At 70.6% G+C, this 12091-nt stretch carries 15 protein-coding genes; 7 read left to right on the top strand and 8 right to left on the bottom strand.

What is annotated here, in order from left to right; translation table 11 throughout:
• The first annotated feature begins 132 nt into the window (after positions 1–132).
• Positions 133–618, top strand: coding sequence for a DUF4383 domain-containing protein (locus K8F61_RS05445; protein ID WP_231820961.1), 486 nt, complete (start codon positions 133–135; stop codon positions 616–618).
• A gap of 2 nt (positions 619–620) precedes the next feature.
• On the opposite strand, the gene K8F61_RS05440 is transcribed toward K8F61_RS05445, so the two are convergent.
• Complete coding sequence (locus K8F61_RS05440) at positions 621–1298, bottom strand: DUF6766 family protein (protein ID WP_231820960.1); 678 nt, start codon at positions 1296–1298, stop codon at positions 621–623.
• 1 nt (position 1299) lies between these two features.
• Complete coding sequence (locus tag K8F61_RS05435) at positions 1300–1437, bottom strand: hypothetical protein (RefSeq protein ID WP_231820959.1); 138 nt, start codon at positions 1435–1437, stop codon at positions 1300–1302.
• 397 nt (positions 1438–1834) lie between these two features.
• Between K8F61_RS05435 and K8F61_RS05430 the strand changes: the two genes are divergently transcribed.
• Together K8F61_RS05430 and K8F61_RS05425 are read left to right on the top strand one after the other, a co-directional pair.
• Positions 1835–2302: an SRPBCC family protein gene (locus tag K8F61_RS05430; RefSeq protein WP_067243137.1), complete on the top strand. Its 468-nt coding sequence runs from the start codon at positions 1835–1837 to the stop codon at positions 2300–2302.
• Between the two features lie 108 nt (positions 2303–2410).
• Positions 2411–2770: a DUF7882 family protein gene (locus tag K8F61_RS05425; protein ID WP_067243138.1), complete on the top strand. Its 360-nt coding sequence runs from the start codon at positions 2411–2413 to the stop codon at positions 2768–2770.
• 39 nt (positions 2771–2809) lie between these two features.
• Here the strand turns inward: K8F61_RS05425 and K8F61_RS05420 are convergent, their stop codons facing one another.
• Complete coding sequence (locus K8F61_RS05420) at positions 2810–3892, bottom strand: carboxylate-amine ligase (RefSeq protein WP_231820958.1); 1083 nt, start codon at positions 3890–3892, stop codon at positions 2810–2812.
• Between the two features lie 180 nt (positions 3893–4072).
• On the opposite strand from K8F61_RS05420, the gene K8F61_RS05415 reads away from it, so the two are divergent.
• Together K8F61_RS05415 and K8F61_RS05410 are read left to right on the top strand one after the other, a co-directional pair.
• Positions 4073–4276, top strand: a complete 204-nt coding sequence (locus tag K8F61_RS05415) for a hypothetical protein (protein ID WP_067243140.1) — start codon at positions 4073–4075, stop codon at positions 4274–4276.
• Between the two features lie 36 nt (positions 4277–4312).
• Positions 4313–4579 carry a DUF7218 family protein gene (locus K8F61_RS05410; protein WP_067243141.1) on the top strand — a complete coding sequence of 89 codons (267 nt, stop codon included), beginning with the start codon at positions 4313–4315 and terminating at the stop codon, positions 4577–4579.
• 54 nt (positions 4580–4633) lie between these two features.
• Here the strand turns inward: K8F61_RS05410 and K8F61_RS05405 are convergent, their stop codons facing one another.
• The 3 genes from K8F61_RS05405 to K8F61_RS05395 form a co-directional block, all read right to left on the bottom strand.
• Positions 4634–5149, bottom strand: a complete 516-nt coding sequence (locus tag K8F61_RS05405) for an FHA domain-containing protein (protein ID WP_231820957.1) — start codon at positions 5147–5149, stop codon at positions 4634–4636.
• Positions 5150–5261: 112 nt separating this feature from the next.
• Positions 5262–6518, bottom strand: a complete 1257-nt coding sequence (locus K8F61_RS05400) for an alpha/beta fold hydrolase (protein ID WP_231820956.1) — start codon at positions 6516–6518, stop codon at positions 5262–5264.
• Entirely contained in the window at positions 6518–8512 is a 1995-nt protein-coding gene (locus K8F61_RS05395; RefSeq protein WP_231820955.1) for a DUF262 domain-containing protein, read from the bottom strand. Before K8F61_RS05395 ends, K8F61_RS05400 begins: the two co-directional genes overlap by 1 nt.
• Positions 8513–8752: 240 nt before the next feature.
• On the opposite strand from K8F61_RS05395, the gene K8F61_RS05390 reads away from it, so the two are divergent.
• Together K8F61_RS05390 and K8F61_RS05385 are read left to right on the top strand one after the other, a co-directional pair.
• Entirely contained in the window at positions 8753–9526 is a 774-nt protein-coding gene (locus K8F61_RS05390) for a hypothetical protein (protein ID WP_067243191.1), read from the top strand.
• 239 nt (positions 9527–9765) lie between these two features.
• Positions 9766–10269 (top strand): DUF3145 domain-containing protein, encoded by a 504-nt coding sequence (locus tag K8F61_RS05385; protein ID WP_067243145.1) that lies wholly within the window; start codon positions 9766–9768, stop codon positions 10267–10269.
• A gap of 179 nt (positions 10270–10448) precedes the next feature.
• Here the strand turns inward: K8F61_RS05385 and K8F61_RS05380 are convergent, their stop codons facing one another.
• Both K8F61_RS05380 and K8F61_RS05375 read right to left on the bottom strand, forming a co-directional pair.
• Positions 10449–11690 (bottom strand): beta-ketoacyl-[acyl-carrier-protein] synthase family protein, encoded by a 1242-nt coding sequence (locus tag K8F61_RS05380; RefSeq protein ID WP_231820953.1) that lies wholly within the window; start codon positions 11688–11690, stop codon positions 10449–10451.
• A gap of 120 nt (positions 11691–11810) precedes the next feature.
• On the bottom strand, positions 11811–12059 hold the full coding sequence (locus tag K8F61_RS05375) for an acyl carrier protein (RefSeq protein ID WP_067243147.1): 249 nt from the start codon (positions 12057–12059) through the stop codon (positions 11811–11813).
• Positions 12060–12091: the final 32 nt, after the last annotated feature.

Below are 12091 nucleotides of genomic sequence, written 5' to 3'. Positions count from 1 at the left end.
CTCGCCCGGCCTCGTCCGGACCGGCAGGGGGTTGACACCGGATCGGTCGGCGCCGGGACGTTGTCAATCCCCTCGGCGGCCCGCCATGGCCGGGCTAGCGTCGTGCGTCCGGCGACGACCGCAGGAGGAGCCATGATGACGACGGACGACCGATCCGAGGCACGGCCGGGGCAGCCGTACGCGGGCAGCGCGGTGCAGAAGGTGGCGCTCGCCGCCGGCGTGGTCTTCCTCCTCGTCGGGGTGGCCGGCTTCGTCCCGGGGCTGACCCAGGGCCTGGAGCACCTGCAGCCGCTGGGACACGGCTCGGAGGCGTACCTGCTCGGTCTCTTCCAGGTGTCCGTCCTCCACAACGCCGTGCACCTGCTGTTCGGCGTCGTCGGCGTCGTCGCGGCGATCCGCCCGGCGGCCTCCCGCCACTACCTGCTGTGGGGCGGAGTGGTCTATCTGGCGCTGTGGGTCTACGGGCTCTTCCTCGCGGGCCGGGAGGGCGATGTCGTCCCGCTCAATGCCGCCGACAACGTGCTGCACCTGGTGCTGGCCGTCCTGATGATCCTCTCCGCGCTGGTGATCGGCCGACGCGGACGCCCGCGGGCGACGGGCGTCCGCGCACTGGACTGAGGTCAGTCGGACTCCCAGGCGCTGAGCCGATGCGGAACGCCCACGGGCTTGGACTCGGCCGACCCGCGCTGGCGGAGATAGATGGACAGGCCCACCATCGCACCCACCGCGAGGAACTCCGACTGCCAGTTCTGCAGCGTGCGATCCCAGAAGTCGGGGGACGCGAGGTACTGCGCCCAGGTGATCGCGGGCTGGCCGTGCTGTGCCTGCTCGGCGTTGTAGACCACCGCGCCGGCGAGGGACTGTGCGAGCCACGACAGCACGAAGACCGCCCCCATCACCAGGACGAGGGAGTTGCCGTAGAGCCAGGTCCGCCAGCCGCCGGCGCGCGCCCATCGCGGTGAGTCCGGTCGCGCGTGCGCCCCGACGAGCTGATCCTCATCGTTCCCGGGGCCCTCGTCCTCCGGCTTCTTCGACTCGGGCGAGCCGCGCTGCACGAGCCAGATGGTCGCCGTGATGAAGAGCAGGAACTGGAGGAACTCGGACTGCCAGTTCTCGGCGACGTCGACGACGAACTCGGAGGAGAGCAGGAAGCCGCCGAAGCTCTCGACGACGCCCCCGTGCTCCTGCTGCTCAGAGGCGTAGCGGGCGTACCCGGCGATCGCCTGGCCCCCGAGCGCCCCGAGGAACAGGAGGAGGAACAGCAGGCTCAGGGCATGGTCGCGGATGAGGCGGCGCATGTCAGCGTCCCGCCCCGGCGATGGCCAGCATGACGACCAGCCCGCCGCCCAGGATCGTGATCCAGGTCCAGAACACGACGGCCATGCCGATACGAGCCCGCCGCTCCTCGGCGATCCCTTCAGGAGTCGGCGTCATCATCGGGATCCTCGCCCTCGGCCTGGGACGGGTGGCCGGGGATCCAGGGGTCGGTGCCCTCCGGGGCGTCCGGATCCTCTCCTTCCGCCTGGGAAGGGTGTCCCTGCGCTCCGCGATCGCGGGGGTCGGGACGACCGGGGTCGTGTCGTGCGTTTATGGTGTCCTCCCGGGGGGCTGACGTGCGGCGACGCGGGGCACGCGTGCCGAAGGCGCCATGCGCCTCTGGATCGGAGGCTAGGGCGACGCGTCGGCGTCGGCGAGGGGGTTGCCCTGGCCGGGCGTCGCGGGTAGCGGGGTAGCGGGGTAGCGGAGCATACTCATGCCCTCCGGCGGGCGGAACCCTCCTGCGCCGGTGCGGAGAGGGACGTAATCTCGCTCTTCCGAGCGCGAGGAGACGAGCATGTACAGCACAGTGCGGGCATCCACGGTCGTCGACGTCCCGGTGCCGGTCGCCTACGACCAGTGGACCCAGTTCGAGGACTTCCCCGACTTCATGACGGCGGTGGAGAGCATCGAGCAGACGACAGCGGAGCGCACGCGGTGGCGGGTGGAGATCGGCGGCGTCAGACGCGAGTTCACCGCCACGGTGGTCGACCAGGTGCCCGACGATCACATCACCTGGCGCAGCGTCGACGAGGAGGTCCACGCCGGCACCGTTCGGTTCGCGGTGGACCCGTCGGGCGGCACGCGCGTGTCGCTGGAGATGAGCTGGCGGCCGGAGACGTTCTCCGAGCGCGCGGGGGCCGCCCTGGGCATCGACGACGCGATGGTGCGCCGGGATCTGGAGAACTTCAAGCGGTTCATCGAGACGCACCACCCCACGGGAGCCTGGCGCGGAGAGATCCACGGCGGGGAGCAGACGGACTGATCCGCCCCCGAACTTGCCCCCGCGGCGGGTCGATGCCAGCCTGGGACCACGGGGCGGCTTCCCCCACGGCGGACTCCGGCCCGCCGGAGTCGCGCCCGAAGGAGGAGCATGGGCACTCTCACGTACGACGGGACCGTCAAAAAGGAGTTCGACGACCGGGTGCTCGCCCACCTGCAGGTGGTGATCGGCAGCAAACTGCGCCGCGGCGAGTCGTTCTTCTTCACCTGGCGCGACGACGCCAGCGTCGGGGACGGCCGTACGAGCGTCTGGATGCATCCGCAGGTGCCGATGGTCTACAAGTACTTCGGCAGCAGGCAGCCGCGTCTGAACGTCGCGTGGATCGACGCGCTCGCGTACACCGCGAACTCGCCGCACGGGCTGTACCTCGTGCCCGAGCCCGCCGAGTCCTCGTCGGCGGCGCCGAGCACCCAGTGGGAAGAGGACGACATCGACGGCGGAGGGCGCTGAGCACGCGGTCGGGCACGGGGTGCCGCGGACACAAGGTTTTCAGGGTGCGGCGGTCATCGCGCTGCGGTACAGGGAGGCGAGGGCGGTGTCGCCCTCCTTTCCGGCACGGCGCTGGAGATCCGCTCCGGAGCGTTCGCTCGATGTCGCGTCCAGAAGGTCGTCGATGAGCACGCGCATCGATGCGGTGGCCACGGGGCGGATCGTCGCGCGCAGCCGGTCGAGGACGACGCCGGTCCGCTCGTGCCTGCCGGAAACCGGGTCGAAGGCGCCGCGGGAGAGCCCGTAGCGGGCGGCGTGCCACATCTCGGCATCGATCTCGGCCGACGGCACCGGCTCCGGTTCGACGCGGGCGTCGTCGAAGGAGCGGGCGAGTGCCACGAGGAGGGCGGCGAGCGAGACCGACGCCGCAGGGGCCAGCTGGGCGTCGCACACGCGGGTCTCGATGGTGGGCAGGTGTGCGGAGAAGCGGATCGCCCAGTTGAGCCCATCGCCCTTCCGCGTGGCGCCGACGTCGGTCAACCGCGCGTGCAGCCGGTCGTACTCGTCCGCGTCGCGGAGGAACGGGGGCACCCCGTAGGTGGTCCAGCGCCGGGTCTGGATCGCCCGCCAGCTCCGGTACCCGGTGTCCTGCCCCTCCCAGAACGGGGAGTTCGCGGACACGGCCAGCAGAAGCGGCAGCCAGGGGCGCAGGCCGTTCATCACTCGCACCCCCTGATTCCTGTCCGAGATGCAGGTATGCACGTGCAGGCCGTTCAGGAGGTGCTCCTGCGTCAGTGCTCCGACGTCGCGGGCGATGCGGCGATAGCGGGCGGAGCGCGGCGACGCCGTCTCCTGCGGCCGACGGTACGGGGTGCCGCTGCCGACGGCCAGGAGCCCGTGCCGGTCGGCCCAGTGCGACAGCGCCCGTCGGAAGGTGTGGAGTTCGTCCGCGAGCTCGTCCCAGCCGGAGCAGACCCGCGTGGAGTGCTCGACCTGGCAGGGGAGGAACTCGGCGGCGACATCTCCGTATCCTCGGCCGCCACGGAGCGCGGCGATGGCCGCCGGCCCCTCGTGCACGGGGGTGAGCCGCGCCGGGTCGACGAGCATGAACTCCTCCTCGACCCCGAACGTGTCTGCGGTCATCGCGTTCTCCTGTCGGAAGGGGCCCCTCATTCTGAGACGGACGCCGCCGACGCGACAGGCTCTTGACACGGCGGCGCATTGTCACGCCGAGCGGGGATCGTCAAGGCCCTCGTCCGCTCCGCGTGACCGCGACAGCCTGGCGATGCGGGCCGACGTCCGCCGAGCCGAGAGGAGATCCGGATGGCCGAGTACGACGCGCATCGGTGGTGGCCGACGCTGTCCATGGAGGCCAAGCACCGCATCCTCCGCGACCTCGACGCCCCGTTGTCGGAGGAGGTGCGCCGCGAGATCGCGGAATCCACGGGCACCGACATCCCGGACGGAGCGAGTCTGGGCCCGGAGGACCGACAGTTCATCCGGACCCAGGGCGAACAGGTGGACTGAGGCCGCGAGAACGGATCACACGAGAGGAGCAGAGACATGCCCGGTTCGCGCAGGAACAGCGTGAAGGATGAAGAGGTCTACCAGGAGCTGCGCGAGGACGGCGCCTCCAAGCAGAAGGCCGCGCGGATCGCGAACGCCGCGGCCAGGGACGGCCGTTCCGCGGTCGGTCGCCGTGGCGGCGATGCGGAACCGTACGAGGAGTGGACGGTCGATGAACTGCGCCATCGCGCGAAGGAGATCGGTCTGCACGGCTACTCCGATCGCCGAAAGGGCGAGCTGATCGACATGCTCCGCAACAGCTGAGCTCGCGGGGGAGGACGACGGGGCGCCCGCGCGTCCCGTCGTCCTCCGCGGCCCTCAGCTGTCGTGCACCTCCAGCGGGCGCTCGTCGCCCGGCTCGTCGCGCCGGTAGTCCGGTCGCGCGGGCTGCGGAGGCTGGTCGGACAGCTCGCCGCCTTCGCGCCCGCCGTACGGGCGGCCATGATCCGCGAACTCGTCGCGCTGGAACACGAGGGTCCAGTCGGCCACGGTGAACCGGGCCCCGGTGCGGAGGATCTCGCCCCGCTCCGCGTCCGTCCCCGAGACGTCCGGGCGGGCGTTCATCTCCCCGGCGGCGTGCAGCTCCAGCACGTACTCGTCCTGGTCGTCATGCGTGATCGTCGCGTGCACAGGGTCCGCGCCGTCGAGTCGGAGCTGCGCATCCGGTGCGGAACCGATCGCCGTGCGGTCGTCGACGAGATCGAAGACCTGGCGTTCGTCCTCCCGGGAGACGAGCAGCCGCGGATTCCCCGCGCCCCAGGCGGCGTGCGTCGTTCCGCCCCTGGTCGGCTCGGGGAGGCCGTGTGCGGGCTCTCGTGCGTCGTCGTGCGACATGTCTGCGCCTTCCGTCGGGTTCGTGGACGATGCACGCTACTGCAGGCGACGACCGATGCTCGAGGGGGTTGACGCCGGCGCCCTGCAACGGCAGAGCCCGGGCGGCGTCGGGTCAGCGCACCCGGCGACCGCGCACGATGTCCTGCAGGCGGGCGAGGACGGGGCCCGATCGCAGGCCGTTGTGCTCGTACTCGCTCGTGATCCACGGGGTCACGCCCGGCAGGAGCGCGGCGGTCTCCAGGGAGAACTCCAGCGGGACGTAGACGTCGTTGACGTACACGGCGGCGGCACCCCGCGCGCCGGACGAGGCGAGGGCCTCGGCGTCGTAGATCCGCGGCCACGGGTGCTCGGCGAGGGCACGGGCGACGGCCGCCCAGGGGCGGAACGCAGGTACGGTCTCGGTCCACTCGCTGCGGATGTGCTCGCCGGTGAACAGGGTGACGTCCTCGCGGAAGTCGTCCGGCTCGACCCGTTCGGCGGACCACGAGGTGGTGTGGCCGCTCGCGTAACTGGACTCGTGGAACACGTAGTAGAGCGGGTTGCGTCCGTCGAACGGCATCGCGCGGGCGAGGTCGTACCGGAAGGCGGGGGAGTCCGGATCGAGCTCGAGCAGGGACCAGATCGACTGCCAGCCGTCGTTGGTGCCGAGGGCGGAGCCGACCGAACGCAGGCGGGACGGCGAGACGACCTCGCCGTCCGGGAGCACGATGCCGCCGGACGCGGCCCGGTCGACGAGGCGGTGCATCCGGTCCCGGTGCTCGGGGAAGCGCCGGTAGTAGCGGTTCGACGCGTCGCGCATCTTGTCGTAGCACAGCGCGTAGACCTCGTCCGGATGGCGGGTGACGGTGCTGAGCCCTCCGGTGATGTACACGTGGTCCAGGGCGTCGGGGAAGGCACTGAGGTAGGCGAGCGTGGTGAAACCGCCGAACGACTGGCCGAGCAGGTTCCACCGGTCGGCGCCGAGATGCGCCCGCAGCGCCTCGGCGTCGCGGACGATCGCGTCCGCGCGCAGATGGGTGAGACGCTCGGCGGCCGCATCAGGGCCCGCGTCGAGATCTCGGTCCCCGACCGGCGTCGAGCGCCCGGTGCCCCGCTGGTCCAGCAGGACGACGCGGTACTCCCGGAGGGCGTCGTCCAGCCACAGCGGCCCCGTGGGGGAGTGGAAGGCCCGGGGCGCCTCGTGTCCGGGACCGCCCTGGAGGAAGACGAGGAACGGGAGCTCCTCGCCGCCGGACCGCGACACGACCGCGGCGAAGACGTCGATGGTGCGGGTGTCGGACGGGTCCCCCCACACGAGGGGAACCGTCAGCGTGTGCTCGTGAACCGTCAGATCCTGCATCCGGCGGACGGCGGTGCGCGCCGAGGTCATCACATCACGTTCCCGATGTAGGAGTACTTGACGAAGACCTCCGGGGCGAGTCCGGACTCCTCCAGCAGACCCTGGATCGCGCCCATCATGTACTTGGAGTCCCAGCCCATGTAGAGGAAGTGGTTCTCGTCCAGCTCGTCCCACTGTCCGTTCCACGCCTTCTCCTCGTAGATCGGACCGCCCCGACGGGCGCTGTACGCGAGGACGGCGTCGCGGGTGTCGGTCCATCCCCGCCGGAACACGCGATTGAAGAGGTACTTGACGTCGTAGACCTCCCAGTGCTCGCCGCGGTACTCCACGTACTCGAACTCGCGGTCCCAGCCCTGGGGCCATCCGCGCCGGCGCACGGCGTCCAGGATCGGGGTCAGTCCGTCGTCGTCGATGTCGGTGACCGCCGGCCGCTTCCACACCGATACGAACGTCTCGGTCAGCTCCACCGTCCGCGCGGTGATGGCGGAGGTGCCCCAGGCGTCGCGCGTCGCGAGCACGCGGGTGGCCGCGGCACGGCTGCGCGCATAGGTGTCGCGCTTGTCGGGGAAGGAGGCCCCGAACACCCGCTCTGCCAGCGGCGCCTCCAGCAGCGTGAGGTTCCCCAGGGTCGGCGCGAGCGCGCGGTGACTGTTCTGCTCGTCCTCCGTGTACTCGCTCCACGGGCGCTCGCCGTCACCGGACCAGGACTCATGCGGCGCCAGCGGGACGATGTGCTCGACGTCGAAGGCCTCCGGATCGTCGATCCCCTCGAGCCGGCCCAGGACGTAGGCCGCGTGGGGGAGCTCGCTGTACTTCAGCGCGACCCGCACGCGCTCGTCGGAGGGGGTGATCCGGGCGATGGCGCGCAGGAGCTGTTCCGGGCCCTGGGCGCGCGCGCGGCAGAGCCGGGCGATCAGGCGGTCCGTCGGGACGCCCACCACGCTGCGCCGCAGCAGGAGCGACTGGACGTTCTCCAGCGTGCCGATGAGCTCGTCCTTGCCGATCAGGCCGAGCGAGTGGTCGCGGTAGGCGCTGAGCAGCAGCGGGTATGTCGCGCGCCCGAACGTGTTCACGTACCGGAGCTGGCGACGGATGTCGGGATCGGGCTCGCGGGAGGGGTCGAGCAGCACCCGGTAGATCTCCGAGAACTCGCGCCAGACGCCCGCCTGGGTCCGAAGCTCGTCCAGCCCGAGGTGCGGGAAGCTCTGGCGGAAGGCGCTGTACACGCCGTGCTCGCCGGCGACGGCCACTTCGCGGCCGGTCGTCATGATCAGGAAGTGACGCCAGAACGCGCCGATGAGCTCCCCGGTGTTGCGTTCGATCGGCAGCCAGAACTCCGTCTCCACCGCGAGCTGCTCGGCGTGGGACAGGCCCATCAGCACGTAGTTGTGGATCAGCTCGTGGTCGCGAAGGGGCTCTCCGGTCGAGTTCAGGCTCTCGAAGATCTGCTGGGCGTTCGCGTCCGCGCCGAGCGTGATGGACACGTGCTCCAGCTTCTGCAGCCCGCGCCAGATCCGGGGCGCCTCGTCCGCGTGGACCTGACTGCGGAAGAAGGCGTAGTTGTCGTCGAAGCGCGACTCGCGCTCGTCGGAGGGGGAGCGGCGGTCCAGCACGACGGACTCGTAGAGGTCCGCCCACGCGTGGTGCGGGCGCAGCTTCGTGCGCGTCGCGTCGTCGGCCCGCACCAAGACGCGCTCGAGCTCGGCGGCGAGCGCCGGGTCCTGCTCCCGCACCGCGTGATGCAGGGCGGCGACGAGGAGCATGAGGGTGGTGATCCGCTGCTGCCCGTCGATCAGCACGAGGTCCGCGTCGGCACCGGCGTCCTGAGCCGACAGGATCGAGCCGATGAAGTGGCGGTGCGCGTCGTCCTGAGCCGCCACCGCGCGGACGTCGGCGAGGAGCTGCTCGCAGCCGCCGATGTCCCACCGGTACTGCCTCTGATACACCGGGACCACGATGGTCGTGGAGTCGGCGGAGAGCCATTCGATCGTGTTGACTGCGGTCGCCTCGACGTTCGTGGCCATGCTCATTCTGCTGACTCGTCCCTTGCTCTGCGGTCCTCGTACGCCGGCATGCTGCGCGCTCGCCGGCCCTTCCAGCTTAGGCCGTGCCCCTCTCCGCAGCGGGCGTCCGGTGCTCCGGGCGGCCCGTCGGTTTTTCACGGCGCGGGGTCCCCGGGCACGCGCGGAGCCCGATGTTAGGCTGTCCTAAGAAGGGCCTGTAAAAACTTCGCTGGCCCCTTATGAAAGGACATGACTCAGATCATGGGATACATCAAGTCCGCCGCCCTCGAGGACAAGGGCTTCGTCGTCCTCGACAGCTACGCCCAGGAGCTCGACCCCAAGGAGTGGCTCGACATCGAGTACGTCGACTGGAAGTCCTCGGGTGACACGCGTTTCGCCCCCCTGGCCTCGGCCAAGGGCGAGATCGAGTGCAACGGGTTCTGGAACCACGTGCCCCCGCGCACCGACAAGGACGGCGTCTGGATCGACTCGCAGACGGCCAAGGCGCCGAACCTGACCCGTCGCGCGCAGGAGCCGGGTGCGAACGTCGGCCGCTGCCGCGTGATCGAGCTGCAGCCGACCACGTACGGCGAGTGCCTGTACAACCTGCACCAGGACGACAACAACCGCCTCAACCCCGACGGCACCGGCTGGGTCGTTCGCGGCTTCTTCAACCTGACCGACGACAAGGACAGCTACTTCGTCCTGCGCGAGAACCGGACCGACCCGAGCGTCGAGTACCGCATCGCCCTGCCGGCCGGCGCGCAGCTGATCGTGGACACGCAGCGTCTGTGGCACGCCGCTACCCACAACGGCACCGAGCCCCGCTACTGCCTCATCACCTCGTGGACCTCGGGCCCCGAGCTCGACGCGTACATCGAGAAGTACCACGGCACGCAGGACGTCGAGAACTACGAGGTCTCGCAGGACGTCCTCGACGCCGGCTACGCCGAGCAGGCGCGGCGCGACGCCGCCCGGGCGGCCTACTACGCCGCCAAGGGGCAGCAGGAGAAGATCGCGATGAGCGAGGCCTGAGCCTCCTCGCACGGTGACCGCCTCCGGGCGGACACGTACCGCGGGCCCCGGCGCGACAGCGTCCGGGGCCCGCGTCGTCCTGTCGGCGGGCGCCCGTCGCCGACACGCCGGCGACGTCAAGAGTTACATGCTTGTGATTTCACCGGTTCTCGGTGAGAATAGGCGCATAACCGCATAGGAACGCCGTGCTTCGCGGATCAGGTCGTAGGGGAAGACGCACCTGAGGAAACGGAGAGAACATGGCGACTGCACACGCACGCGGAGTGGTGTTCATCCACTCTGCGCCACGCGCGCTCTGCCCCCACCTGGAGTGGGCGGTGGGTCGCGCCCTCGGGCGCGCCGTCAACTTCGAGTGGGCGGACCAGCCCGTGCTGGAAGGCGCCCGCAGGGCGGAGTTCTACTGGGACGGCCCGGCCGGGACGGGAGCCGCGCTGGCGACGGCGATCCGCGGCTGGGAGCATCTCCGTTTCGAGGTGACCGAGGACCCGACGCCGCGCAGCGACGGCGGACGCTGGCTGCACACGCCGGGGCTCGGCATCCACTACGCGCAGACCGACGCCGCCGGCAACATCGTCGTCGGAGAGGACCGCATCCGTTACGCGATGGAGATCGCCGCCGGGAACGCCGTCGACCTCCAGCGCGAGCTCGACGTCGCGCTGGGTGCGGCGTGGGACGAAGAGCTCGAGCCCTTCCGGCACGCGAGCGACGACGCGCACGTGGTCTGGCTCCACAAGGTCGGCTAGCCGCGTCCGATCCCGACGTCTCGTCGGGGTCGGGGTCAGGCAGGGGCGCAGAGGTCCGACTACCGAAGACCGGAGAGCAAGGACCCGGCCGGCGGGAAAGGGAATCGGCGCCCCGGACGATACGAGGCCCCCGGGATGATCCCGGGGGCCTCGAGGTCGCGAGACGAGCGGACGCCGTCTCAGCCGTCGTAGCTGCGGAACGCGGCGACCGCGTTGTGCCCGCCGAAGCCGAACGAGTTGCTGATGGCGAGCTGCGGGCCCTCGCCGAGCGGCTGCGGCTCGCCGGAGAGCCGGAACGGCACCTCGGGATCCTGCTCGGTCATGTTGATCGTGGGCGGTGCGACGCGGTCGCGCAGCGCCAGGATGGTGAACACCGCTTCCAGTGCGCCGGTGCCGCCGAGAAGGTGCCCCGTCGACGCCTTGGTGGCCGAGACGGGGATCTCGTCCAGGCGGTCGCCGAAGATGCGCTTGAGCGCGACGTACTCGTTCGGGTCGCCGACCGGGGTCGAGGTGGCGTGGGCGTTGATGTGGGTGACCTCGTCGGCGGTGGCCCCGGCGGCGGCCAGCGCCTGCTCGACCGCGCGGGCCGCACCCCATCCCTCGGGGTCGTTGCCGGTGATGTGGTAGGCGTCCGCGGTGACCCCGCCGCCCACGACGTAGGCGTAGATCTTCGCCCCGCGGGCCTTGGCGTGCTCCTCGGTCTCCATGACGACCGCGGCGCCGCCTTCGCCCATTACGAAGCCGTCGCGGTCGACGGCGCCGGGCCGCGATGCGTGCTCCGGGTCGTCGTTGCGACGCGAGAGCGCCTGCGCGGACGCGAACGCGGCCATCGTGATCGGGTGGATCGCGGATTCCGCGCCTCCCGCGATCACGACGTCCGCGAGTCCGTCCTGCAGGTGCTCGTAGGCGTTGACGATGGACTCCGTGCTCGACGCGCACGCGCTGACCACGGAGCGGGCGTAGGCCTTCGCGCCGAAGTGCAGCGAGAGGTTCCCCGCACCGGCGTTCGGCATGAGCATCGGGACCGTCAGCGGCATCACACGCCGCGGACCCTTCTCGCGCAGGGTGTCCCACGCATCGAGCAGCGTCCACAGTCCGCCGATGCCCGTCGCCCAGTCGATGCCGAGCCGCTCGGGCTCGACGTCGGGCGCACCGGCGTCCTCCCAGGCCTCCCGGGCGGCGATGAGGGCGAACTGGGTCGACGGGTCGAGCCGCTTGGCCTCATGGCGGGGCAGGACCTCCTCGGGCCGGACGGAGGCCTCGGCCGCGAAGGTCACGGGCAGCTCGTACTGCGCGACCCAGTCGTGCTCCAGGGTGTGGGCGCCGGACGCGCCGGCGAGGAGGTTGGCCCAGTTCTCGGGAGCCGTCCCTCCGATCCCGGAGGTCGCGCCGATGCCGGTGACGACGATGCGCTTGGTCATGTGGGGAGTCCTTGTGGGGCTGGGTGTCCGCGATCGCGGGTCATGTGTCCGTGTGGGGGAGAAGGCGCCATGAGGCGAGGACGCCACGCCCCGCGGACGCGGGGGTGGCATCCACGGGTGTCACTCCTGGCCGGCGACGATGAAGTCGACCGCGTCCTTGACGGTCTTGAGGTTCTTGACCTCGTCGTCCGGGATGGTCACGCCGAACTTCTCCTCGGCGTTGACGACGATCGTCATCATCGAGATCGAGTCGATGTCGAGGTCGTCCGTGAAGGACTTCTCGAGGGCGACCTCGGAGGCGTCGATGCCCGTCTCGTCGGTGATGAGCTCGGCGAGGCCCGCGAGGACCTCATCGTTGGTGAAAGCCATGGCTTTTCCTCTTTCTTGGATGGTTTCGGAAC

It is taken from the genome of Microbacterium resistens (assembly GCF_021172025.1).
Lineage (GTDB): Bacteria > Actinomycetota > Actinomycetes > Actinomycetales > Microbacteriaceae > Microbacterium > Microbacterium resistens.
The sequence above is the reverse complement of the archived record's forward strand: the minus strand, read 5'-3'. Positions and strand labels throughout refer to the sequence as shown.

Bases quoted from the DNA above. Each gene is read 5' to 3' on its own strand.
- K8F61_RS05445 (WP_231820961.1), top strand. From the start codon at position 133: ATGATGACGACGGACGACCGATCCGAGGCACGGCCGGGGCAGCCGTAC.
- K8F61_RS05440 (WP_231820960.1), bottom strand. From the start codon at position 1,298: ATGCGCCGCCTCATCCGCGACCATGCCCTGAGCCTGCTGTTCCTCCTC.
- K8F61_RS05435 (WP_231820959.1), bottom strand. From the start codon at position 1,437: ATGATGACGCCGACTCCTGAAGGGATCGCCGAGGAGCGGCGGGCTCGT.
- K8F61_RS05430 (WP_067243137.1), top strand. From the start codon at position 1,835: ATGTACAGCACAGTGCGGGCATCCACGGTCGTCGACGTCCCGGTGCCG.
- K8F61_RS05425 (WP_067243138.1), top strand. From the start codon at position 2,411: ATGGGCACTCTCACGTACGACGGGACCGTCAAAAAGGAGTTCGACGAC.
- K8F61_RS05420 (WP_231820958.1), bottom strand. From the start codon at position 3,892: ATGACCGCAGACACGTTCGGGGTCGAGGAGGAGTTCATGCTCGTCGAC.
- K8F61_RS05415 (WP_067243140.1), top strand. From the start codon at position 4,073: ATGGCCGAGTACGACGCGCATCGGTGGTGGCCGACGCTGTCCATGGAG.
- K8F61_RS05410 (WP_067243141.1), top strand. From the start codon at position 4,313: ATGCCCGGTTCGCGCAGGAACAGCGTGAAGGATGAAGAGGTCTACCAG.
- K8F61_RS05405 (WP_231820957.1), bottom strand. From the start codon at position 5,149: ATGTCGCACGACGACGCACGAGAGCCCGCACACGGCCTCCCCGAGCCG.
- K8F61_RS05400 (WP_231820956.1), bottom strand. From the start codon at position 6,518: ATGACCTCGGCGCGCACCGCCGTCCGCCGGATGCAGGATCTGACGGTT.
- K8F61_RS05395 (WP_231820955.1), bottom strand. From the start codon at position 8,512: ATGGCCACGAACGTCGAGGCGACCGCAGTCAACACGATCGAATGGCTC.
- K8F61_RS05390 (WP_067243191.1), top strand. From the start codon at position 8,753: ATGGGATACATCAAGTCCGCCGCCCTCGAGGACAAGGGCTTCGTCGTC.
- K8F61_RS05385 (WP_067243145.1), top strand. From the start codon at position 9,766: ATGGCGACTGCACACGCACGCGGAGTGGTGTTCATCCACTCTGCGCCA.
- K8F61_RS05380 (WP_231820953.1), bottom strand. From the start codon at position 11,690: ATGACCAAGCGCATCGTCGTCACCGGCATCGGCGCGACCTCCGGGATC.
- K8F61_RS05375 (WP_067243147.1), bottom strand. From the start codon at position 12,059: ATGGCTTTCACCAACGATGAGGTCCTCGCGGGCCTCGCCGAGCTCATC.